The organism is Curtobacterium sp. YC1 (assembly GCF_016267665.1).
GTDB lineage: Bacteria > Actinomycetota > Actinomycetes > Actinomycetales > Microbacteriaceae > Curtobacterium.
The window spans coordinates 2631394-2654727 of record NZ_CP066341.1 but is presented as its reverse complement, the minus strand read 5'-3'; the positions used below and the strand labels follow the sequence as shown (position 1 = coordinate 2654727).

Here is a 23334-nt window from a genome sequence, read left to right as displayed (position 1 = left end):
GATACAGGCTGCGCGGAGCGAGCGGTGGTCAGGCGATCTGCTCGGCGAACGCGTCCGCCGTGCGGGCCGGCAGTGCGCACACCCGGTCGTGGCAGACGTAGGCGGCGGGGTCCAGGCCGTCACGCCCCGCGAACAGTGAGAAGCCGACGTCGCTCCACGCACGGGCCTGCTCGGGCGTGACCAGGGCGACGACGGTGCCCGGCTGCCGTGCGCTCCGCGCGACGGCGCGCAGTGGGTCGTCGGCGTCGCGCGTGACGACGACGACCTCGCGGGACGGACGCTGCAGTGCGAGCGCCACCCCGAGGGCGTCCGCGTGGCCGAGTGGTCGTTCGGTACCGGTCAGCGCGCGTGCCGCGACGAGCCGGGCCGCGGCGTCACGGAGTGCACCGTCACCGGTCAGGGCCGCGAGGATCGCCGCCGCCGATGCCAGCCCGACCGTGCCGGAGCGCATCGCGGTCTGCGGCTGTTCGCCCGTGGCCGTCCCCGCCGAGGCCAGCACGGGGTCGACCTGGAAGCGCTCGGCCAGCCCGTCGTCGACGAGCGAACGAGCGACGGTGGCGTACGACACCTCGCCCGTCGCGAGCGCGAGTTCCAGCAGCCCTTCGGCGAGCAGGCCGACGTCCTCGATGGTGGCCGGTGCCGAGGACACTCCGGCGGGTGTGCTGGAGCGGACCGTCACGTGTCCGTCCTGCACGTGCGCGGCGAGGACGGCATCGGCCGCACCACGAGCCAGGGCCACGAGTTCGGGATCGCCGTGCCGCGCCCCCGCGATCGCGAGCCCCCGGATCGCGAGCCCGTTCCAGCCGGTCAGGACCTGGTCGTCGAGCGGCGGCGGGTCGAGCCGGGAACGTTCTGCGAGGGGTCGCCGGTACCACTCGCCCTCGACCCGGCGGCCGTCGATCGTCGACTCGCTGTCCTGGGCGGCGACGAAGGCGCCGTCGGCGCGGCGCAACGTGTCGCGCAGGAACTCTGCGATGCCGCGTGCCTGCTCGGCCCCCGCCACCGCGAGCAGTCCGGCGTTGTCGTACAGCATGCGCTCGTAGTGCGGCACGCTCCAGTCGCGCCGGGTGGCGTACCGGAAGACCCCGCCGTCGGCGTCGGTCAGCTCCGACGCACGGATCGCGTGCAACGACCGGTCGAGCAGCCCGTCGGCCTCGGCGTCGCCGTCGGCTGCCGCATCGGCGAGGAACTCGAGCAACGGGGTGCTCGGGAACTTCGGCGCACCGCCGAAACCGCCGTGGGTGGTGTCCTCAGCCGCGGCCAGCTGGCCCGTGACGGCGCGGATGGCATCGACGGACGGGAGGCCCGGGTCGGCCCCGCCGCCGTCCTCGCCGGAGCGAGCGGTCGCGTCCGCCACCGCGCCCTGCCGGATCGCCGTCGCGATGGCCGACGCGTTCGCGTCCACCTCGTGCCGCCGCTCCGTCCAGGCGTCGAGCACCGCCGCGAGGATCTGCCGGAACGCCGGGACCTGGCCGACCGGGGAGGGCGGGAAGTACGTCCCCGCGAAGAACACGTGCCCGTCCGGCGTGAGGAACGTCGTCAGCGGCCAACCGAGCTGCTGCGTGAAGGCGCTCGCCGAGGCCATCAGGCTGGCGTCGACGTCCGGACGTTCTTCGCGGTCGACCTTCACCGACACGAAGTCCCGACGGAGCAGCTCGCCGATCTCTGGGTCCGCGAAGCTCTCGCGCGCCATCACGTGGCACCAGTGGCACGTGGCGTAGCCGACCGACACCAGGACGGGGACGTCGCGCTCGCGGGCCTCGGCGAACGCCTCGGGCCCCCACTCGCGCCAGTCGACCGGGTTGTCGGCGTGCAGCCGCAGGTAGGGGCTGACCGAGGTGCCGAGGCGGTTGTCGTCCATGCCCCCAGCGTGCCCCCGGGCGACTGGACGGACCACCGCCCGGGGGCGATTGTGGACGGGAGGACCACTGTGCACAGGCGCCGTGGGGCGATCAGCCCGGGAGCCGCCCCGTGATCGACGCGAGCTGCGCGGCGACCTGTGCGGGGGTCAGACCCGCCGTGTCCACCCGGGTGACCGTGTCCGGGGAAGCCGCGTCGAGCCTCCCGGCCGTCCGCGTGCTGTGCGCGAGCTGCGCCTGCGGGAGGGCGCCGCCCGCCCGACGCGCCAACCGGTCGGCGGTGGTGCGGTCGTCGGCGCGGAGCAGGACGGCCGTGACGAGTGGGTCGTCGCCCATCGCGGCTGCGAGGCGGCGGTGTTCGAGCACCGACACGGTGTTCGTGTACACGAGCCGTCGGTGCCCGAGTCCCCGGAAGCCGGACCACATCGTCGCGAGGTTCCGCTCGGCCAGGTGCACGTCGGGGTGCTCGACGTGCGGGGCAGGGTGGGCCAGGTCGAGCAGGTCGCCCTCGATCACGGCATGGCGGACGTCGGCGGCGACCAGCAGGTCGTGCAGGGCCAGCGCTGCGGTCGACTTGCCGACGCCGGAGCGCCCGCCGATGAACAGGACCTCCGAGCGCACGGCGTCAGCCGAGACCGAGTGACAGGAGCGCCAGTGCGGCGTCCTCCGGGCCGTAGTCGAACATGCGGTCCCAGAACGGGTCGTCGGCCCACGGGACGTCGCCGCCGGCCGGGACCGCGTGCGCGGTCTCGACCAGCCAGTCGAGCTCCGGGACGACCGCGGTGGCGAACGCCGGGGATTCCCAGCCGAGCGCGCGCGCCGCGGCGGTGTCGAGCACGAACGGCGACGGCGTCGACCACGGCGTCGTGCCGACGAAGGCGGGGGCGTCCTCGTCGAGCAGGACCTCGTCGAAGCGGTGACCCAGGTGCGCGCCGATGGTGCGCACGATCTCGAGGACGGTCGGGGCGGTGGCGTCCGCGACGTTGAGGATCCGGCGATCGGGTGCGTCCGCCACCAGGCGCACGAGCGAGCCGATGCCGCTCGCCGCGGTGGTGTGGTCGACGCCCCGGCCGTGGTCGGCGAGGAGCACGCGCTCCCGGCCGTCGAGCACGCGGCGGACGACGAACCACTCCCGCGGGCGACCGATCCCGACGCCGTACACCTTCGACGGGCGGAGCACGGTGACCGGGGCGCCGTGGTCGAGCAGGACCTGCTCGGCCGCGACCTTCGCGGCGCCGTAGCCGTCCCGACTCGTCGGGTCGCCGTCGCCCGCGGTGACGGTCGGCTGCAGTTCGGTGACCGCGCCGCCGAAGACCGGCTTGTCGAGCGAGTTGGCGTGGCGGCCCTGCTCGTCGGCGTAGACGGCCTTGGACGAGACGAAGACCGTGGAGCCGACGTCGTCGAGGAAGGGCTGGAGCTGCAGGGCGTCGTCGCGCGTCACGCCGACGGTGTCGACCAGCAGGTCCGCACCGGGGCGCAGCAGGTCGCGCAGGACGGAGCGGTCCCGTCGGTCGCCTGGCACGAACGAGGCTCCGGCCGCGGCGAGTGCGTCGGCGACGGGTCCGCCGGTGCGGGCAACGACGTCGACCTGCCAGTCGTCACCGCCCCGGCCCGATGCGTCGAAGAACGCACGAGCGACGGCTGAGCCGATCCCGCCGGTACCGCCGAGGATGACCGCGCGTCTGGTGCTCATGGTGCAACGGTAGTCGTGCTGCGAGCCGGTGCGGCCGGACGCCGGCGGCCGATGGTCGGTGCGGCTGGACGCCGAGGTGCGGTGGCCGGTGCGGCCGGACGCCGACGTCCGGTGGTCGGTGAGGTCAGGACGTCAGTGCCCGGTCGTCGTGCCGCCACCAGTCGGCCAGGGAGCCGTCGTACACCTTGACCCGGTCGTGCCCGAGCACCGTGAGCGCCAGGGCGTCGACGCACGCCGCGCTGCCCACGCCGCAGTACGTGACGATCTCGTCCGCTCCGATGACCTCGGCGAAGGCCCGCTCGAGCTCGGCACCGCGCAGGAACGTGTTCGTCTCGGGGTCCAGCAGGGTGTCCGCCGTGATCGGGGTGCTGCCGGGCACGATCGGCGGGTGGTCGTTGCCGAGCGCGGACCACGGCGCGGCGAACACGAGCGAGGCGGGTTCCTCGCCCGAGACGGCGCGGGTGACGCGGTCGTGATCGGCCCACAGCGCGCGTTCCTCGCCCGCCAGGAACGCTCCGGTGTCGGGCCTGGTCGCCGCCGGCGGGGTGTTGAGCGCCCCGACGCGGACCGGTCGGCCCTCGTCGCGCCACTTCGTGAAGCCGCCGTCGAGCACGGCCACCGAGTCGAACCCGAACGAGCGGAAGATCCACCACAGCCGCGCCGACCACTCGCCGTCGCCGTCGTCGTAGACCACGACGGTCGACGTGTTCGTAACGCCGAGCTGCCCGGCGGCGGCTTCGAACCGCTCCGCGCCCGGGCGGGTGAACGGGACGGGGGCGTCCGGCGTCGAGAACGCGTCGATCAGGTCGGCGAAGCGCGCTCCGGGAACGTGACCGCGCTGCTCGTGGGCGTCCTGCCCTGAGTGCCACGCGGTCTGGAAGCCGGTCCCCGCCGTGTGCACCGAGGCGTCGAGCACGACGAGCTCGTCAGCACCGAGGTGGTCTGCGAGCCACTGCGTCGACACGAGTGGTGAGGTCAGGACGGGGGCCATGCCGGACACCATAAACCGAGCCCCTGACGTGGGCCAGGAGGGGCGACACACGGCGCAAACAGGGCGGTGGGAAGTGGCTGGCGTGCGGTTGGGGCCGTCGCATACGTGTGCATCCGTCGACCGTGCACTTGATCTTCGACACGTGGATCGTCGGTACATGCACACGCAGGGGTTGCGTGTGCATGCATCGACCGTGCACAGCGTGTTCGACGCGTGGATCGTCGCAGAACGCGTGCGCCGGGCATGCGTCCACCCACCCGCACGCACAACGGCCCGCCCCCACAGAACGGGGACGGGCCGGGTGCGCCGGGGGTCAGTGCGCCGCGGCGGGGATGCTCCCGGTCGTCGCGGAACCGGCACGGGCGAGCCGCTCGAGCCGCACCGACTGCCGGTTGATGAGGAGCCCGCCGGCGAGGGCGACGAGCACGAGCACGCCGGCCGAGATCGCGAACGCCGCGTGGTACCCGTCGAGCACCGCCTGGGCCTGCTGCAGCTTCGTGGGCGCGCCGGACGATGCGGACAGGCTGCTCGACACGACGTCGGCGAAGATCGTCGACAGCAGCGCCGTGCCGATCGAACCGCCGATCTGCTGCATCGTGTTGACCGTCGCCGAGGCCACGCCGGCGTCGGCTCGGGCGACCCCCGTCGTCGCGGTGTTCATCGCGGACGAGAAGATCGTGCCCATGCCGAGCCCGATCACGATCAGCGCCGGCATGACGGTCCCCGCGTAGGAGCTGTCGAGGTCGGTGCGGAGGAGCAGGAGCAGTCCGGTCGCGGCGACCATGCCACCGGCGAAGATCAGGACCTTCGGGCCGACGCGGGGCAGCAGACGTCCACCGATCTGCGTCGCCGAGATCATGATCGACAGCGGCATCGGCAGGAACGCCAGACCGGTCTGCAGCGAGCTGAACCCGAGGGTCTGCTCGAGGTAGTAGGTCAGGAACAGGAAGATGCCGAACATCCCGATCGCGACCAGGCCGATGGCGATGAACGATCCGCCGCGGTCACGGTCGAGCACGACCCGGAGCGGCAGGAGCGGGTGGGCCACCCGCGTCTCGATGACCACGAAGGCGGCGATCAGGACGACCCCGGCGGCGAGCATGGCGATCGTGACGGGGGAGTCCCAGCCGTTCGTCTCCGCGTTCGAGAACCCGTAGACGACCCCGACCAGACCCGCGGTGATGGTGATGACGCCCAGGACGTCGATGCGCGGACGCTCGACCTTCGGCGGACGCTCCATGAAGACGAGGGCGCCGATCACGCCGAGCACGGCGAACACGACGTTGACGTAGAGGCACCAGCGCCACGAGGCGTACTCGGTCAGCACGCCGCCGAGCAGCAGACCGATGGCCGCACCCGATCCGGCGATGGACCCGAAGATGCCGAAGGCCCGACCGCGTTCCTTCGGGTCGCGGAACGTCGTGGTCAGCATGCCGAGCGCGGACGGTGCGAGCAGGGCACCGAACACGCCCTGCAGCGCACGTGCGGCGACGAGCAGGCCGAACGAGTCGGCGAGGCCGCCGAGCACCGAGGCCACGGCGAAGCCGACGAGCCCGACGATGAACGTGTTCTTCCGACCGAACAGGTCGCCGAGGCGCCCGCCGAGCAGCAGCAGGGACCCGAACGCCAGCGAGTACGCGGTGACGATCCACTGCCGCTGGTCGGTGCCGAAGTCGAGGTCGGCCTGGGCCGAGGGCAGCGCGATGTTGACGATGGTGGCGTCGAGCACGACCATCAGCTGCGCGAGGGCGATGACCGCCAGGGCGATCCAGCGACGGTTGCTCGGGGCGGGCGTGGTGCCGGGAGTCGTGGGCGCCGCCCCGGTGGGAGTCGGCGCGGTGTGTTCTGCCGTCACGGCAGCCTCCTTCGAGAAGGTTGGAGGGGGAGGTGGAGGGCGCGCCGTCGAGCCCTCCGGAGAGCGGTGTTCCGGAACCGGATGCGTGGCATCCGGTTCGCACCAGTGTAGACCGAAACGGAAGAACCGCATCCACTTGTTCCCAGAAGGTTCAACTAGATTCGGATCGTGAGCAGCACCGACTCCGCGTCCGACCTCGACCGACCGCTGCGCGCCGACGCCGCTCGGAACCGCGAGCTCATCCTGCAGACGGCTCGCAAGTGCTTCGCCGAACGCGGGCTCTCGGTCACCCTGAACGACATCGCGCACGAGGCGGGCGTCGGTGTCGGGACGGTCTACCGCCGGTTCGCCGACAAGGATTCCCTGATCGAGGCGCTGCTCGCCACCAAGTTCGAGGCCCTGAACGACGCCGCCGCCCGCGCCGCCGACGAGATCGACCCCCGCGAGTCACTCCGGGTCTACCTGATGGGGGTGTTCGAGTTCCGCGCGCGCGACCGCGCCCTGGCCGACGCGATCGTCCGGGCCGGCAGGGCACGCCCGTCGGTCGTGCACGAGCGCGACCGCCTCGAGACCCAGGTGTCCGAGATCATCCGACGGGCGCGCGACGCCGGGGTGGTCCGCAGCGGGTTCGACTCCCGAGACCTCCCCATGCTCACGTCGATGGTCGGAGCGGTCGCCGACACCACGCGCGCGCACGACCCCGACGCCTGGCGCCGGTACGCCGAGGTCCTGATCGAGGGCGTGCTGCCCGGCGGGACGACCGCCCCGATGCTCGGGGAGCCCCTGGACCGCGAGTCGATCGAACGGGCCCTGCACGCGCAGTCCTGACGCGGGGCGTCACGCCGGCACACGGACCGAGCGGCGGACGGGAGGCCCGTGGCGGGCCCGCCACGGGCCTCCCGTCCGCGCCGGGTCGTGACCACCGCACCCGGCGCGCGGTCGCGCCGGTCGGCCTACAACCAGCTCGGCAGCCAGTAGTGGGACCGGACGAAGTCCCACGGCACCTGCACCGCCGTCCACATCGGGTACCAGTACACCGTCGCGAGCACGACGACCCCGAGGTACACGCCCACCCACACGATCGCGCGCGTCCGTCGTCGGCGGTCGTCGTCGCGTGACCCGAGCACCAGGCCGATCGCGGCCGCCAGCGCCATCACCATGAAGGGCTCGAAGGCGATCGTGTAGAACTGGAACACCGTGCGGTCCAGGTAGCCCAGCCAGGGCAGGTACCCCGCAGCGACGCCGAGCAGGACGAAGCCGTACTCCCACCGCCGGCGCAGGACCCAGAGCACGAGCAGGGCCACGACGGCGACGACCGAGGCGTACCAGATGAACGGGTTCGCGACGCCGGTGATCGCCTCGCCGCAGCGCGAGGCCCAGCAGCCGTCCTGGCCGGCGTCGGTGCCGACGTAGTACATCGACGTGGGTCGCTGCATCAGGAGCCAGAGCAGCGGGTTCGCCTGGTACGAGTGCGGGGTGTGCAGCCCGATGTTGAAGGCGTAGATCTCGGACTGGTAGTGCCACCAGTTCTGCAGGCTGTCCGGCACCCAGGCGAGTACGCCGGTCCACCGCTCGCCGCCGGAGGCCAGCCAGTTGCGGTCCCAGCCGTCCTCCGAGACGAACCAACCGGTCCACGACGCGACGTACGTGACGGCCGCGATCGGCACCGTCAGCAGGAACGACACCGGTGCCTGCTGCAGCAGCGCGCTCGACGCCCAGAACTCCACACCGGCACGACGCCGCATCAGCATGTCGCTCAGCACCGAGTACAGGGCGAAGAACGCCAGGAAGTACAGCCCCGACCACTTCGTCGCCGCCGCGAGCCCCAGGGTCAGCCCCATCGCGAACAGCCACGGCCGCCACCACAGCACCGGCCCCCACAGGGTGTCCCGGCCCGCGGCGGCCCGCGCGGCCACCCACTCGTCGAGCTTCCGCCGCGTCCGCCGGCGGTCGAGCAGCAGCGCGCCGGCACCGAGCACGACGAAGAACGTCAGGATGCCGTCGAGCAGCGTGACCCGGGACATCACGATGGCCTGCCCGTCGATCGCGAGCAGGAACCCGGCGAGCGTGCCGATCATGGTCGAGCGGAACAGCGAGCGGGCGATGACGGCCGTCAGGAACACCGTCGCGATGCCCAGGACGGCGACCGTGAAGCGCCAGCCGAAGGCGTTGTCCGCCCCGAACAGCAGCATGCCGAGGCCGATCAGGTACTTGCCGAGCGGCGGGTGGGCGATGAACTCCGCCGCGCTCGTGAAGACGTCGGTCTCGCCGCGGACGAAGCGGTCGTCCGTCGTCGGGGCCGAGTCGCTGCTCGGGTTCGCCGGCCAGGTGCCCTCGTACCCCAGGTGGACGATCGACCAGCCGTCCTTCACGTAGTACGTCTCGTCGAACACCAGGGCGTGCGGGGTGCCGAGGTGCACCAGGCGCAGGACCGCGGCGAGCAGCGTCACCGCGAGCGGTCCCGTCCAGCGCCACACCGCGACGCGCCGTGACGAGGAGAGCACCCGCCCCCACCAGTCGTCGAGACGCGAGCCGACGGGCCCCTCGGGCACGGCCGTGCGGTCGTCGGTCAGCTCGCTGGTCATCGCTGAGCATCCTACGGATCGCGGTCATGTCCGCGCTGGCCGGGTGCTGCGACGACAATGGGTGCGTGATCGTCCTCGCTGCAACGCCCATCGGCAACCTCGGGGACGCCTCGCGCCGTCTCGTCGAGACCCTCTCCAACGCCACCGTGGTCGCTGCGGAGGACACCAGGACCGCCGTGCACCTGATGCGCGCGCTGGGCATCGAGAACCGTCCGCGGCTCATCGCCCTGCACGAGCACAACGAGCGGGCGAAGGCGTCCGAGGTGGTCGAGCTCGCCCGCGACGAGGACGTCGTGGTGCTGACCGACGCCGGCATGCCCGCGATCAGCGACCCGGGCTTCCCCCTCGTCGAGGCCGCTGCCGCGGCCGGGGTCACCGTCACCGCCCTGCCCGGACCGTCGGCGGTGCTCATGGCGCTCGCCGTCTCGGGCCTGCCCACCGACCGCTTCACGTTCGAGGGCTTCCCGACCCGCAAGGCCGGGGAGCGCCGCCGGGCGTTCCAGGCGCTGGCAGGGGAGCAGCGGACGATGGTGTTCTTCGAGTCGCCGCACCGACTGGCCGAGACCCTGGCCGACATGGCCGTCGGGTTCGGTGGCGACCGCCGCGCTGCGGTCTGCCGCGAGCTGACGAAGCTGTACGAGGAGGTGCGTCGCGGACCCCTGGACGAGCTGGTCGCGTGGGCGTCCGACGGTGTCCGGGGCGAGATCTGCGTCGTCGTGGCCGGCGCGGCCGAGGCGACCGAGGAGGCGACGCTCGACGACGGCGTCCGGCTGGTGCTCGAGCGGGTGGCCGCAGGCATGCGCATGAAGGAGGCCGCCGCGGCGGTCGCCGACGCGACCGGGCTGTCGAAACGGGACCTGTACGAGGGCGCGCTCGCGGCGCGGTAGACCGCCCGGGCCCGCGGTCTGGAGGCGCGGGACGGGCCCGTTACGGGCCTCCCGTCCCGTTTCTCCACAGGTTGCGCGCGGGGCGCGTCATGCTGGTCCTGCCCGCCCGTAGGATGGTCGGCATGTCCGACGGGTCCTCGTTCAGCATCACCACGCCGATCTTCTACGTGAACGACGTGCCCCACATCGGGCACGCGTACACCGAGGTCGCCGCGGACTTCCTCGCACGCTGGCACCGGCAGCGCGGTGACGACGCCTGGCTGCTCACCGGCACCGACGAGCACGGGCAGAAGATCCTGCGCACCGCCTCGGCGAACGACGTCACCCCGCAGGAGTGGGCGGACCGGCTGGTCACCGAGTCGTGGAAGCCGTTGCTCGACACCGTCGACGTCGCGAACGACGACTTCATCCGCACCACCGACGAGCGGCACGAGCGGGGCGTGACCGCGTTCCTGCAGAAGCTCTACGACGACGGCTTCATCTACGCGGGCGAGTTCGAGGGCTTCTACTGCGTGGGCTGCGAGGAGTACAAGCAGCCGAGCGACCTGGTCCCCGGCACCGGCGCGTACGAGGGGCAGCAGGTCTGCGCGATCCACTCGATCCCGGTCGAGGTGCTGTCCGAGCGCAACTACTTCTTCCGGATGTCCGACTTCGAGCAACGCCTGCTCGACCTGTACGAGTCGAACCCGCTGTTCATCCAGCCCGAGAGCGTCCGCAACGAGATCATCTCGTTCGTCAAGCAGGGGCTGCGCGACCTGTCGATCTCGCGGTCGAGCTTCGACTGGGGCATCACGATCCCGTGGGACCACGACCACGTGCTGTACGTGTGGTTCGACGCGCTGCTCAACTACGTCACGGCGCTCGGCTACGGCACGGACGACGACGAAGCGTTCCGCCGCCTGTGGCCGAGCGTGCACATCGTCGGCAAGGACATCGCCCGCTTCCACGCCGTGATCTGGCCCGCGATGCTCATGGCCGCGGGGCTGCCGGTGCCCGAGCGCGTCTTCGGCCACGGCTGGCTGCTCGTCGGCGGCGAGAAGATGTCGAAGTCGAAGCTGACCGGCATCGCGCCGTCCGAGATCACCGACACGTTCGGGTCCGACGCGTTCCGCTACTACTTCCTGCGCGCCATCACCTTCGGGCAGGACGGCAACTTCAGCTGGGAGGACATCTCGGCCCGGTACCAGGCGGAACTCGCCAACGGGTACGGCAACCTGGCCTCCCGCCTGGTCGCGATGCTGCAGAAGTACTTCGACGGCGCGGTCCCGACCCGGGGTGCGCTGACCGAGTCCGACCAGGCGATCGACGACCTGGCGATCTCGGTCACCGAGCGTGCCGACGCCGCGGTCGCCGCCTTCGCCCCGCACGACGCGATCGCCACCGTCTGGGAGCTCGTCGACGCCCTGAACGGCTACATCACCGAGCAGGCGCCGTGGACCCTGGCGAAGGACGACGCCGACCGCGAGCGGCTCGGCACGGTCCTGACCACGGCACTCCGCGGCCTGGGCACCGTCACCGTCCTGCTCTCCCCGGTCACGCCGAAGGCGACCGAGAAGCTCTGGGCCTCGATCGGTGCCGGCGGCTCCGTCACCGAGCAGCGCGTCGACCGCGCGTACGAGTGGCAGGGCGCAGCGAACGTCGTGCCGCTCGAGAGCGGGCTGTTCCCGCGCATCGAGCAGGTCTCCGCGTGACCGACGCGGAACCGCACGTCCGGGCACGTGGTGACGGGTCGTCCGGCGGGTCGAAGCGCGACCTGACCTACCCGCCGCTGCCCCAGGCGCTCGTCGTGCCGGTGTACGACAACCACACCCACATGGAGATCGCCGACGGCGTGGGCGACGGCGGCGACGGACCCCTGGAGTACCGCGCGCACCTCGACCGCGCGTCGAGCGTCGGGGTGCGCGGGGTCGTGCAGGTCGGCACCGACCTCGCCACCTCGGAGTGGTCCGCCGCGATCGCCGCCCGGGAGCCCCGCGTCCTGGCCGCCGTCGCGCTGCACCCGAACGAAGCCCCCGTGCTGCAGGAGCAGGGGCTGCTCGACGAGCACCTCGCCGGCATCGAACGGCTCGCGGGGCTGCCGCGGGTCCGGGCGATCGGTGAGACCGGCCTCGACTTCTTCCGCACCGGCGAGGACGGCCGCGACGCCCAGGTCCGGTCGTTCGAGGAGCACATCCGCATCGCCAAGGAGCACGACCTGGCGCTGACCATCCACGACCGCGACGCGCACGACGCCGTGGTCGAGGTGCTCGACCGCGTCGGCGCCCCCGAGCGCACCGTCTTCCACTGCTTCTCCGGCGGCCCGGACCTCGCCCGCCTGTGTGCCGAGCGCGGCTGGTACATGTCGTTCGCCGGCACCGTCACGTTCAAGAACGCGGAGTCCCTGCGCGAAGCCCTCCGGGTCGCGCCGCGGCACCTGATCATGGTCGAGACGGACGCCCCGTTCCTCACGCCGACACCGTTCCGCGGCCGTCCGAACGCGCCGTACCTCATCCCGCTCACGCTGCGGTCGATGGCCGAGACCCTCGGCACCGACGCGTCGATGCTCGCGGCGCAGATCGCGTCGAACACCGAGCTCGTGTACGGCGCGTGGGACGCCGAGCCCGTCACGGTGGACGAGTAGGCGTGGGCGCGCTGCTCGGCCCGGCGGAGATCCGGGAACTCGCGGCCGAACTCGACGTCACCCCGACGAAGAAGCTCGGCCAGAACTTCGTGCACGACGCCAACACCGTGCGACGCATCGTGGCCGTCGCCGGCGTCACCCCGACGGCACGGGTGCTCGAGATCGGGCCCGGCCTGGGGTCGCTGACGCTCGGGCTCACCGAGACCGGCGCACCCGTCACCGCGGTCGAGATCGACAAGCGCCTGGCCGCCAAGCTGCCGTCGACCGTCAGCACCATGCAGCCGGACGCGACGCTCACCGTCGTGCAGCAGGACGCCATGACCGTCGCCGCGTCGGACCTCGACACCGCACCCACGCACCTGGTCGCGAACCTGCCCTACAACATCTCCGTCCCCGTGCTGCTGCACCTGCTCGCGACCTTCCCGTCGATCGAGCGGTCACTCGTCATGGTGCAGGCCGAGGTCGGGTACCGGCTCGCCGCCACCCCCGGCAGCAAGGTCTACGGGTCGCCGAGCGTCAAGGCCGCCTGGTACGGCGCGTGGAGCACCGCGGGACTCGTCAGCCGCCAGGTCTTCTGGCCGGTGCCGAACGTCGACAGCGTGCTGGTGGCGTTCGACCGGCACGAGCCCCCGGGCGACGAGGCCCTGCGGTCGCAGGTGTTCGCCCTGGTCGACGCGGCGTTCCAGCAGCGCCGCAAGATGCTGCGGCAGAGCCTGTCCGGGGTGCTCGGCGGCAGCGCGCACGCGTCCGAGGTCCTGGCAGCGGCGGGCATCGACCCGACTGCTCGGGGCGAGGCGATCGGTGTCGACGACTTCGTGCGGCTCGGGCGGACGGTCCTCGCGGCTGCCGAGTGACGTCTGGTCGACGGACACGCAGCGAAATACGGAATGTTCGGTGGCGTCCGTTCGGCGCTCCTACGGTTGACTCCATCGACCAAGGAGGCACCGTGCGACCAGCCGAAACACCCCACCCGCTCCGCCGTGTCCCGACCGAGGAACGGCTCGCTGCGGGACATCGTCCCGCCGTCCTCAGCGCGGATCCTGCTGGGCCGCCTGGGCCGAGAGTCGCCACCGAGGCCGAGCGCCAGGCGTTGTTCGCCCGGACGCCACGGCCGGCCGGGACCTTCGAAGAACGCCGCGCGCGACGGCAGCGCGCGATCGCGTCGATCGATCCGGATTGCCGGGTCGAGCCGATCCAGCGCCTGCTCCGGGCGTCCTGACCGTGTTCGAGCCGCTCGGATCCGATGACTTCGACGAGCATCGGGTTCTGGAGTTCGACCGATGCTCGGGCCGACCGGGCGCGGTCCTCGTGGAGACGAGTTTCATCCAGTGCGTCCTGCATCGTGCGGAGCCGAACCACGCCCGTGCGGCAGCGTTCTGGGATCACCTCAATCTTGCCGACACGAGCATCGTGTACAGCGGGTTCACAGAGTTCGAGCTCTTCGAAGCAGCTCAGCGCAAGGGGTCCCAGGCGGGGCGTCACCACAGATCGGCGTGGCAGGACCTGTTGCGTTCGACCCGACTGCACTGGGCCAGTATCGATGCGGTCGCCGATGACGTTCCCGATCTCATGGAGGAGTTCGGCCTGACCGCTGCAGGTGCCGTGCACGTCGCGACGGCTGCCCACTGGGAGGTCGACGGCTTCGTGACGGTTGATCCCTCGTTCGGCGTGGTGGACAAGGCTCGGCTCCCGTTGATCATCGACTCCGAGGGTGCTCAGCTGGCGCGACGTGTGCGGGCAAGAGCCTCCACGAGCTGACCTGACGGTGCTCCGCACGCTCTGCGCCCTACGATGACGGCATGACCGACGGCACGGTTCGCTCGCACGCACAGGGGATGGCGCCCGACCGCGTCCTCGCCGCGACGGGCAGGTCACCGGACGAGTGGCACGCCCTGATCGACGGCGCAGACGGAACCACCATCGGGCACGCGGCGATCGCGTCCTGGCTGATCGACCAGGGCGTCGAACCGTGGTGGGCGCAGGGCATCACCATCGGCTACGAGCAGGCCCGCGGACTCCGCATCCCCGGTCAGCGCACGGACGGCACCTTCGCGGTGTCGGCGTCACGACAGGTCCCGGGTGAACGCGAGGCGGTGCTCGACCGGATCGTGCCGGTGTTCACGGCCGCACTCGGGTCGGCGCCGACGTCCGGACGCCGCGGCGGCAAGCGCCCGTCGGCACGGTGGACCTTCCCCGACCGCGAGTCCGTGCTGCTCACCACCGAGGACGGTCCCCGGCCGGACACCGTCCGCATCTCGGTGCAGCGGGAGCGGCTCACCGGCCCCGAGCGGATGCCCGACGCCAAGGCCGAACTGCAGCGGCTCCTCGCCGGACTCTGACACCGCGAACGGGGGTGCGCGGGCCGAGCGCGGACGCCCCTACGATCGACTCCGTGCCCCGTCGACCCGTCAGCCGCCTCGCCATCGCCATCACCCTGATCGCCGTCATCGGTGGCATCGCGATCATCGTGCTCTCGGTGCGTGACCTCGTGCAGCGTCCGACCGACGACGTGGTCTGGGTGCGACTGCTGGCAGGTGCAGCGATCATCGGCTGGGGCGTCGCCTTCAGCATGCTCGGCCGGTATGACGCGAATGCCGACGACGACGACGACGACGCCGCCGACTCGCGCGGCGCCGACGACGCCGTCGCGCTCGGCTCCACGCCCGTTCGTCCGGTCCAGCGAGCGGCCACGGCGTTCATGTGGACCGCGATCGCGGCGTGGGCCTACGAGGTCCTCCGGTCGTGGTTCGGATGGACCGTGTGGGGTTCCGCGCTCGGCCTCGTCGTGGTGTGCGGCCTCCCCGTGCTGAACCAGTTCCTCGACCGGGTCATCGCCCGACGCGAGGCCGGCGACGCCCCCGGTCCGGAGCACGCCGCCGGCTGAACCTGCTCGCCGGGCTCAGTGCCCCGCGCCGGCCATCATCTCGAGGATCTGCTGGTGGTTGCCGTTCCGCTCGGCGAACCGGAGCGGCTGCACGTTCTCCACCAGGATCTCGGTGTCGGTTCCCGAGGCCACCAGCTCGATGACCTCGTCGGCGAAGGCGTCGAGCGGCATGCCGCCGAAGTCCGCGCCACCCATCAGGTCGGTCATGACGGCCGGCGGCGCGAGCTCGAGCACCTCGACCGGCGAGCCGACGAGCTGCTGGCGGAGCGACTGCGTGTAGGAGTGCACCGCGGCCTTCGTCGCGTTGTAGGTCGGCGTCGCGGTGAGCGGCACGAAGGCCAACCCGGAGGTGACGGTCATCACCGTCGCCGCGGGGCGGGTGAGCAGGTGCGGCAGGAACGCGTCGATGAGCCGGATCGTCCCGACCAGGTTCGTCTGGATGGTCTCGATCGCGTCGGCCATGTGGTCGGAGGAGCGCAGGTCCTCGTTGCGCATGATCCCGGACATGGTGATGAGTGCGTCCAACGACGGGTACGCGTCGAGCACCGTGGCGGCGGCCGCTGCGATGGAGGCCGCGTCGGCGACGTCGATCTGCACGGCGCCGAAGCCGTGCTCGGCGGCGAGGGAGTCGAGCAGCGCCTGACGACGCCCGCCGATGACCACGGTGCTGCCGGCGGCCTGCAGGCGCTGCGCGAGGGCGAGACCGATGCCGGAGGTCGCGCCGGGGATGAAGACGGTGGAGTTCGTGATGTCCATGACGACGACGATGCCCGGCGGTCGCAGCGGCAACCAGAGCGCGGACATCGGGGGATCGGCGATCCCTGGCATCCGCCGACGAACCGGACCATGATCGAGCCATGGACCGCGCCGCACTCGCTGACTTCCTCCGTCGTCGCCGCGAGCTGCTGCGCCCCGAGGACGTGGGCCTCGGGCAGGGCCCGCGGCGCCGGACCCCGGGACTCCGCCGTGAGGAGGTCGCCGCCCTCGCCGGGATGTCCGTCGACTACTACACGCGGCTCGAACAGCAGCGCGGTCCGCAGCCGTCCGAGCAGATGATCGCGGCGATCGCCCGCGCCCTGCGCTGCAGCCTCGACGAGCGCGACCACCTGTTCCACCTCGCCGGGCAGAACGCCCCGACCCGCATGCACCGCGCCGACCACGTCGACCCGGCGATCCTGCGCGTGCTCGACCGGCTCGAGGACACCCCGGCGATCGTCGTGAGCCACCTGGGCGAGACCCTGGTCGAGAACCGGCTCGCTGCGGCACTCCTCGGCAGCTCGGTCGGCCTGGCCGGCAACCAGCGGTACCAGGCGTGGCGGTGGTTCGTGACCGGCGAGGAACGCGCCAAGTACGCACCCGAGCAGCACGGACGACTGGGGCGGACCGTCGTCGCGTCGCTCCGCGCGACCGTCGGCCTGGCCGGGCCCGGCGACCGCCGTGCCGCCGAGCTCATCGCCGAGCTGGAGGCCCGCAGCCCCGAGTTCCGCGAGCTCTGGGCGAAGCACGAGGTCGCCACGCGCTGGTCGGACAACAAGACGATCGTGCAACCGGAGCTCGGCCGCATCACCGTCGACTGCCAGGTGCTGCACACCGACGACCAGGCGCAGGCACTCCTGCTGTTCACGGCACCTCCGGGGTCGGAGGACGCGCAGAAGCTCGAGCTCCTCGGCGTCGTCGGTCAGCAGACCTTCGCCGGCTGACCGGCGCAGCGACAGACCCGCAGGCGGACACCTCGTCGCCGCACCGCGGAGCAACGCCGCGTCACACACCTGGCTCCCGCACCGACACCGTGCCTAGGGTGGGGCCGTGAGCTCTCCGCGCGTGTACGTCATCCACGAGAACCCCGAGTGGTTCCCGCCGCTCGCCGCCGCCTTCGAGGCCGAGGGCGTGCCGGTGCAGGAGGTCCTGCTGACCGACGGACAGATCGACCTCGGGGCCGAGCCGGAGCCGGGCGTGTACTGGTCCCGGATGTCGGCGAGCTCCCACACCCGCGGCCACGAGCACAGCAAGGAGTACACCCGGGCGGTCCTCGGTTGGCTCGAGCGTGCCGGCCGCCAGGTCGTCGGTGGCAGCCACGTGCTCGAGCTCGAGGTGTCGAAGGTCGCCCAGCACGGGCTCCTGCAGCAGGCCGGCTTCGACGTGCCCGGCACCACCGCCGTGTTCGGCACGACGACGCTCAAGGACGCCGCCCGCACCTTCACCGACGGGCAGGACGTCCCCTTCATCACGAAGCACAACCAGGGCGGCAAGGGCCTGGGCGTCCGCCGCTTCGACTCGCTCGCCGAGTTCGACGCCTACGTCGACAGCCCCGAGTTCGAGGCGCCGGTCGACGGCATCACGCTGCTGCAGGAGTACCTGACCGCGCGCGAGCCGTTCATCACCCGCGTCGAGTTCGTCGGCGGCGAGTTCGTCTACGCCGTCCGCGTCGACACCAGCGCCGGCAGCTTCGAGCTCTGCCCCGCCGACGCGTGCGAGGTCCCGCAGACCATCGCGGGAGCGGTCTGCGACGTGCCCGGCACCGAGACCGCCGGGGCACCCCCGGCGTTCAGCGTCCGCACGGAGATCACCGCCGAGCACCCGCTGGTCCAGCAGCTGCGCACGTTCCTCGCCGACCAGCGCATCACCATCGCGGGCGTCGAGTTCATGGAGACCACGGACGGCCGCACCGTCGTCTACGACATCAACACGAACACGAACTACAACCCCGCGGTCGAGGAGTCCGCGCCGGCCTCCGGCCCGCGCTCGATCGCCCGGTACCTCGGCGGTCTCCTGACCGACGAGTACGCGGCGCAGCTCACGGCCTGAGCACGCAAGACCCACCGGACTGGAGGCCCGTGGCGGGCCCGCCACGGGCCTCCAGTCCGCCTTCCCCACACCCCCAAGGAACACACGTGCGATTCGGATACTGGACCCCGCTCTTCGGCGGCTGGCTGCGCAACGTCGACAACGAGAACATGCCGGTCACCTTCGACTACGTGAAGCGGCTGGCGCAGCGCGCCGAGCGGATCGGCTTCGACCTGACGCTCGTGCCGGAGCTGAACCTCAACGACATCAAGGGCACGGCGGCGCCCTCGCTCGAGGCGTGGTCGCTCGCGGCGGCGATCGCGGCGACGACCGAGCGGCTCGAGATCATGGCGGCCATGCGTCCCGGGTACCACCTGCCCGCGGTGACGGCGAAGCAGGCCGCGACGATCGACGACATCTCGTGCGGCCGGTTCACCTTCAACGTCGTGAGCGCGTGGTGGGCCGAGGAGGCGAAGCAGTACGGCGGCATCTTCTCGGAGCACGACGACCGCTACAAGCGCACCGCCGAGTTCGTCGAGATCATGAAGGGGATGTGGCGGGAGACGCCGTACTCGTTCTCGGGCGAGTACTACGACATCGAGAACGCGCACCTCGAGCCGAAGCCCCGCGTGACGCCGCGGATCTACGCCGGCGGCGAGAGCGAGGCCGGCAAGGCCGCGATCACCGGGTACGCCGACGCGTACGTGACGCACGGCGGCACCGTCGACGAGCTCCGCGCGAAGATCGACGGCATGAAGCAGCGCCGTGTCGACGCCGGACTGCCGCCGTTCGAGGCGTTCGGCATGGCCGCCTACGTCATCGTGCGCGAGACCGAGGAAGCGGCACAGGCCGAGCTCGCCCGCATCACCGACGTGCAGCACGGCCGGGCGTACGAGTCGTACCAGGACTTCATCTCGAAGTCGCAGCTCGAGCACGTGCCCTCGCTCGAGGACTACTCGGTGTCGAACCGTGGGCTGCGCCCCGGGTTCGTCGGGACGCCGGAGCAGGTGGCCGAACGCATCCGCGCGTTCGAGGACGCCGGGGTCGACACGCTGCTGCTGCAGTTCTCGCCGCAGCTCGAGGAGATGGAGCGCTTCGGCGAGCAGGTCATCCCGCTCGTCCGCGCGTCGGTCCCCGCCGAGGCGGCGTCCTGATGGCCGCCGAGGACGACTGGGCCTTCGAGACCCGGCAGATCCGCGCCGGCTTCACGGCCGACCCGGGCTTCGGCGGCAACGTGCCGCCGATCGCGCAGACCGCCGCGTTCGTGTACCCCTCGGGGGAGGACGCCGCGGCCCGGTTCCTGCTCGACGCGCCCGGTCACACCTACTCGCGGGTGAACAACCCGTCGGCCGCGGCGCTCGAGCGCCGGATCGCCGACCTGGAGGGCGGGATCGGTGCCCTGGCCCTGGCGTCCGGGCAGGCGGCGACGTCGCTGGCCGTGCTCGGGGTCGCGCGTGCCGGCGACCACGTCGTGTCGAGCGCCTCGCTGTACGGGGCGACGTACACGTTGTTCGCGTCGACGCTCCGCGACCTCGGCATCGCGTTCACGTTCGTGCAGGACCCGACCGACCTGTCGGAGTGGGCCGCGGCGGTGCGCCCGGAGACCAAGGCGTTCTTCGGCGAGTCCATCCCGAACCCCCGCGGTGACGTCCTGGACTTCGCCGGGGTGGCCGGGGTCGCACACGAGGCCGGCGTGCCGCTCATCGTCGACAACACCATCGCGACGCCGTACCTGGTCCGGCCGATCGAGCACGGCGCCGACATCGTCGTGCACTCGGCGACGAAGTACCTGGCCGGGCACGGCAGCGCCATCGCCGGACTCATCGTCGACAGCGGGAACTTCGACTGGGCGGCGCACGCCGACGCCTACCCGCAGCTGGCGACGACCGAGCAGTCCGGGTTCGCGAACACGAACTTCGCGTCGAAGTTCGGGCGGCGCGCGTTCATCCAGCGCACCCGCTCGAAGCTGTCCGCCGACCTCGGCCCGGCGATCGCGCCGTTCAACGCGTTCCTGGTGCTGCAGGGCATCCAGACGCTGTCGCTCCGCATGGACCGGCACGTGTCGAACGCGGCCGCCGTCGCGGCGTGGTTGGACGCACACGACCAGGTGCTCGGCGTGCACTACGCCGGGCTGCCGTCGTCGCCGTGGCACCACCTGCAGCAGCGGTACGTGCCCGCCGGTCCCTCGGCGGTCCTGGCGTTCGACCTGGACGGCGGGGTCGACGCCGGACGGCGGTTCGTGGCCGCCCTCGAGCTGTTCGACCACGTCTCGAACATCGGTGACGTCCGCTCGCTCGTCGTGCACCCGGCGTCGACGACCCACGTGCAGATGACGTCGTCGGAGCGGGCCGCCGCCGGTGTCGGTGACGGGCTCATCCGGTTGTCGATCGGGCTCGAGCACATCGACGACATCACGGCCGACCTGGTCCGGGGCTTCGCGGCAGCCGCAGCGGGATAGGTTGGGGGCATGACCACGTTGGCCGCCCCGACCCGCGTGCGGACGCGCGCCCCCGGCAAGATCAACGTGTTCCTGTCCGTCGGGGCGCTGCAGGACGACGGGTACCACGACGTCGCCACCGCGTACCAGGCGGTGTCGCTGTACGAGGACGTCACGGCCGAGGTCGCCGACGACTTCTCGGTGACCTTCACCGGGCCGATCGACACGAGCGCCGTGCCGGTGGACGAGTCGAACCTGGCGATCCGCGCGGCCCGGCTGGTGGCCGACGCCGCGGGGCACCGGGGCGGGGTCCGGCTGACCATCGACAAGCAGGTGCCGGTCGCCGGCGGCATGGGCGGTGGCTCGGCGGACGCCGCGGCCACCCTGCTCGCCGTCGACACGCTCTGGGGCACCGCGCTCGGGCGCGAGGAACTGCTCCGGCTCGCCGCGCAGCTCGGCGCCGACGTGCCCTTCGCCTTCGCCGGCGGCACCGCCGTCGGCACCGGTCGCGGCGACGAGCTCAGCCCGGCCCTGGCGAAGGGGGAGTTCCACTGGGTCCTCGCCCTGAGCGACGACGGCCTGAGCACCCCCGCCGTCTACCGCGCGCTCGACGAGCACCGGGAGCGGTACCGTGCGGACATCGCGCCGGCCCCGTCGCACCCGGTGGTCGAGGCGAACGTGCTGCAGGCCCTGCGGGCGGGCGACCCCGACCTGCTCGCCGACTGCGTGCACAACGACCTGCAGGCCCCCGCGATGCGCCTGCAGCCCCGGCTCGCGGCGACGCTGGAGCTCGGTGAGAAGTCCGGTGCGCTCGCGGGCCTGGTGTCCGGCAGCGGCCCGACCGTGGCGTTCCTGGTGGGTGACCGCGACGCCGCGCTCGAGCTGCAGGTCGAGCTCAGTGCCGCCGGTCTCGTGGCGCTCCGCGCGACCGGTCCCGTGCACGGCGCGCGCGTCCTGCACTGACCCCGCGGGCGGGGACGGCAGGGCCGACCGACCGGGGAACGGTCAGCGGCTGTACTTCCACAGGATCACGGTGCCGGTGTGCCAGTACCGCACGACGTGGAACCCCTGGCCCTCGAGCGTCTCGGTGACCTGCGGGCGGATGTTCCGCGACTTGCCGCCGACGAACCACACCGTGTCGATGCCGGACAACCGGGCGGGCACGGTCGTCGCGACGTCGCCGTTGACGTCCCAGAGCTGGCCGCGCTCGGCACCGGTCTCGGCGACGGCGAGGTCCCGCATGCCCGTGAAGGCGTCGGGGTAGGTGTCGGCGATGACCTGCGCGGTCGTCGTGGGGTGACCCCAGACGCTGCCGAAGACCACGCCCTCGCCCTGGTCGGTGCGCCGGTCGCGTTCGCGCTCGATGATCGCCGCCGCGTTCGCCCAGTGCGAGTCCTGCTTGGCGTGCGGCAGCCGCACCGTGGTGCTCGTCGGCGCCGACACCAGCAGCATCGCGACCACCGTGAGGGCGAGCCAGCGTCGGGGACGGACGGCGGTGAGGGCCAGACCGATCAGCAGTGCGACGAACGGCAGGCTCAGGCTGGCGTACTTGGGGGAGTACAGGTGCTCGCCCGCTGCGGTCGCACCGACCAGCACGGCCGTGGGCAGGACCGTCAGGGGCACGGCGACGCGGACCGCCTGGGCGCGCAGCACGTCGCGAGCAGCGGGGGAGGGGCGGCGGGCCGCACGGAGCGCGAGCACCACGCCGACGACCATGAGCGTCCACCCGAGCACGGCGTAGGGCCAACGGGCACCGAACCAGGCCGTCGCGACGACCTGGCGCACGGTCGCCCAGCCGACGCCGGTGATCCAGCCGACCTGCTGCGTCTGACCGGCGGCCAGCAGGACGAACGGCGACACCACGACCGCGGCGCCGACGGCCGCGACGGCCCAGTGCACGAGCACCCGGCGGTCGACCATCGCCTCGGACACCGGGCCGGTGCGCTCCGACAGGGCCGAACGTCGGCGCGCAGCGCGGTCGGCCGCACCCGTCCAGACGAGCACCACCCCGTGCGCGACGACGGCCAGCGACAGGTAGACGTTGAACAGGACCGCGACGGCCGCGAGCACGCCGTAGACGACCCACCACCGGGTCGCGTGGTGCCGAGCGCGGGTACGTCGGACGGCGGTCAGCCCGACGAGCGTCAGGGCTGCGGCGAAGGTGGTGACGGCGGCGTACGGACGGCCCTCGGTGCCGGCCCAGGCGACGCGGGGCAGCACCAGGAACACGATGCCCGAGACGACCCCCAGGCGGACCCCGCCCAGGCGCCGACCGAGTGCGACGACCAGACCGGCGGCGACGCCGATCGCCAGGGCACTCGGGAACCGCAGCGCGAACGGGGAGTAGCCGACCAGGGCGAACCAGACGTGCATGACCGCGTAGTACAGGCCGTGCACGGCGTCGACGTTCTGCAGCTCCGCCCAGAGCGCCGGCCAGCTCCGCTGCGCGCTCGCGACGGTGGCGGCTTCGTCGTACCAGACCGACGGCACCCAGGTGAAGGCCGCCGCGACGAGGACGCCGAGCGCGCCCACGCTGATCTCCGGCGTCCGGGCGAGCGTGTGCGTGACCGCACGGGCGACGCCGAGGAGTCGTGCGCGCACCGAGCCGTCCGACGTCGTGCGTCGGACCGGGACGGTACCGGTGCGCGGGGAACTCACGAGCGCGACCGTACCGGCCCGCACTGGGGATCTGCCGCGTCCGGCCGGAGGGGGTCCACGTGCAGGAGTTCGGTGCCACGG

The 23334-nt window shown here is 72.2% G+C and carries 21 protein-coding genes; 13 read left to right on the top strand and 8 right to left on the bottom strand.

Features of this window, described 5'->3' with window-relative positions:
- Positions 1-28 precede the first annotated feature (28 nt).
- The 5 genes from I8920_RS12470 to I8920_RS12450 form a co-directional block, all read right to left on the bottom strand.
- Positions 29-1861 (bottom strand): thioredoxin domain-containing protein, encoded by a 1833-nt coding sequence (locus tag I8920_RS12470; RefSeq protein ID WP_198656633.1) that lies wholly within the window; start codon positions 1859-1861, stop codon positions 29-31.
- Positions 1862-1952: 91 nt separating this feature from the next.
- Positions 1953-2480 carry an ATPase gene (locus I8920_RS12465; protein ID WP_198656632.1) on the bottom strand — a complete coding sequence of 176 codons (528 nt, stop codon included), beginning with the start codon at positions 2478-2480 and terminating at the stop codon, positions 1953-1955.
- 4 nt (positions 2481-2484) lie between these two features.
- A complete protein-coding gene (locus I8920_RS12460; RefSeq protein ID WP_198656631.1) occupies positions 2485-3552 on the bottom strand; it encodes an NAD-dependent epimerase/dehydratase family protein in 1068 nt (355 codons plus the stop codon).
- Between the two features lie 124 nt (positions 3553-3676).
- Positions 3677-4543 (bottom strand): sulfurtransferase, encoded by an 867-nt coding sequence (locus I8920_RS12455; RefSeq protein ID WP_198656630.1) that lies wholly within the window; start codon positions 4541-4543, stop codon positions 3677-3679.
- Between the two features lie 313 nt (positions 4544-4856).
- On the bottom strand, positions 4857-6398 hold the full coding sequence (locus I8920_RS12450) for an MFS transporter (RefSeq protein ID WP_198656629.1): 1542 nt from the start codon (positions 6396-6398) through the stop codon (positions 4857-4859).
- A 168-nt stretch (positions 6399-6566) separates the two neighbouring features.
- On the opposite strand from I8920_RS12450, the gene I8920_RS12445 reads away from it, so the two are divergent.
- Positions 6567-7226, top strand: coding sequence for a TetR/AcrR family transcriptional regulator (locus I8920_RS12445; RefSeq protein WP_198656628.1), 660 nt, complete (start codon positions 6567-6569; stop codon positions 7224-7226).
- 125 nt (positions 7227-7351) lie between these two features.
- On the opposite strand, the gene I8920_RS12440 is transcribed toward I8920_RS12445, so the two are convergent.
- Positions 7352-8983, bottom strand: coding sequence for a dolichyl-phosphate-mannose--protein mannosyltransferase (locus tag I8920_RS12440; RefSeq protein WP_198656627.1), 1632 nt, complete (start codon positions 8981-8983; stop codon positions 7352-7354).
- Positions 8984-9048: 65 nt separating this feature from the next.
- On the opposite strand from I8920_RS12440, the gene rsmI reads away from it, so the two are divergent.
- The 7 genes from rsmI (at position 9049) to I8920_RS12405 (ending at position 15374) form a co-directional block, all read left to right on the top strand.
- Positions 9049-9870, top strand: a complete 822-nt coding sequence (rsmI, locus tag I8920_RS12435) for a 16S rRNA (cytidine(1402)-2'-O)-methyltransferase (RefSeq protein ID WP_198656626.1) — start codon at positions 9049-9051, stop codon at positions 9868-9870.
- Between the two features lie 122 nt (positions 9871-9992).
- Positions 9993-11561 (top strand): methionine--tRNA ligase, encoded by a 1569-nt coding sequence (gene metG / locus I8920_RS12430; RefSeq protein ID WP_198656625.1) that lies wholly within the window; start codon positions 9993-9995, stop codon positions 11559-11561.
- Positions 11558-12490, top strand: a complete 933-nt coding sequence (locus tag I8920_RS12425) for a TatD family hydrolase (protein ID WP_198656624.1) — start codon at positions 11558-11560, stop codon at positions 12488-12490. The genes metG and I8920_RS12425 overlap by 4 nt, the downstream gene beginning before the upstream one ends.
- A 2-nt stretch (positions 12491-12492) precedes the next feature.
- Entirely contained in the window at positions 12493-13344 is an 852-nt protein-coding gene (gene rsmA / locus I8920_RS12420; RefSeq protein ID WP_198656623.1) for a 16S rRNA (adenine(1518)-N(6)/adenine(1519)-N(6))-dimethyltransferase RsmA, read from the top strand.
- Positions 13345-13711: 367 nt separating this feature from the next.
- On the top strand, positions 13712-14248 hold the full coding sequence (locus I8920_RS12415; RefSeq protein ID WP_198656622.1) for a type II toxin-antitoxin system VapC family toxin: 537 nt from the start codon (positions 13712-13714) through the stop codon (positions 14246-14248).
- A 41-nt stretch (positions 14249-14289) separates the two neighbouring features.
- A complete protein-coding gene (locus I8920_RS12410; protein WP_182065109.1) occupies positions 14290-14829 on the top strand; it encodes a hypothetical protein in 540 nt (179 codons plus the stop codon).
- A gap of 53 nt (positions 14830-14882) precedes the next feature.
- The gene (locus I8920_RS12405; protein ID WP_198656621.1) at positions 14883-15374 is read left to right on the top strand and encodes a hypothetical protein; all 492 of its coding nucleotides are present in this window, start codon (positions 14883-14885) and stop codon (positions 15372-15374) included.
- 15 nt (positions 15375-15389) lie between these two features.
- Here I8920_RS12405 and I8920_RS12400 read toward each other — a convergent pair whose 3' ends face one another.
- The gene (locus I8920_RS12400) at positions 15390-16130 is read right to left on the bottom strand and encodes an SDR family oxidoreductase (RefSeq protein WP_198658754.1); all 741 of its coding nucleotides are present in this window, start codon (positions 16128-16130) and stop codon (positions 15390-15392) included.
- Positions 16131-16231: 101 nt separating this feature from the next.
- Between I8920_RS12400 and I8920_RS12395 the strand changes: the two genes are divergently transcribed.
- From I8920_RS12395 to I8920_RS12375, 5 genes are all read left to right on the top strand, one after another.
- Positions 16232-17074 (top strand): helix-turn-helix transcriptional regulator, encoded by an 843-nt coding sequence (locus tag I8920_RS12395; protein WP_182065106.1) that lies wholly within the window; start codon positions 16232-16234, stop codon positions 17072-17074.
- Positions 17075-17180: 106 nt separating this feature from the next.
- Positions 17181-18179, top strand: coding sequence for an ATP-grasp domain-containing protein (locus I8920_RS12390; RefSeq protein WP_198656620.1), 999 nt, complete (start codon positions 17181-17183; stop codon positions 18177-18179).
- An 86-nt stretch (positions 18180-18265) separates the two neighbouring features.
- A complete protein-coding gene (locus I8920_RS12385) occupies positions 18266-19312 on the top strand; it encodes an LLM class flavin-dependent oxidoreductase (RefSeq protein ID WP_198656619.1) in 1047 nt (348 codons plus the stop codon).
- Complete coding sequence (locus I8920_RS12380; protein WP_198656618.1) at positions 19312-20616, top strand: O-acetylhomoserine aminocarboxypropyltransferase/cysteine synthase family protein; 1305 nt, start codon at positions 19312-19314, stop codon at positions 20614-20616. The genes I8920_RS12385 and I8920_RS12380 overlap by 1 nt, the downstream gene beginning before the upstream one ends.
- 9 nt (positions 20617-20625) lie before the next feature.
- Positions 20626-21558, top strand: a complete 933-nt coding sequence (locus tag I8920_RS12375) for a 4-(cytidine 5'-diphospho)-2-C-methyl-D-erythritol kinase (protein ID WP_198656617.1) — start codon at positions 20626-20628, stop codon at positions 21556-21558.
- Positions 21559-21600: 42 nt separating this feature from the next.
- Here the strand turns inward: I8920_RS12375 and I8920_RS12370 are convergent, their stop codons facing one another.
- Positions 21601-23253, bottom strand: coding sequence for a glycosyltransferase family 39 protein (locus I8920_RS12370; protein WP_198656616.1), 1653 nt, complete (start codon positions 23251-23253; stop codon positions 21601-21603).
- Between the last annotated feature and the right edge of the window lie 81 nt (positions 23254-23334).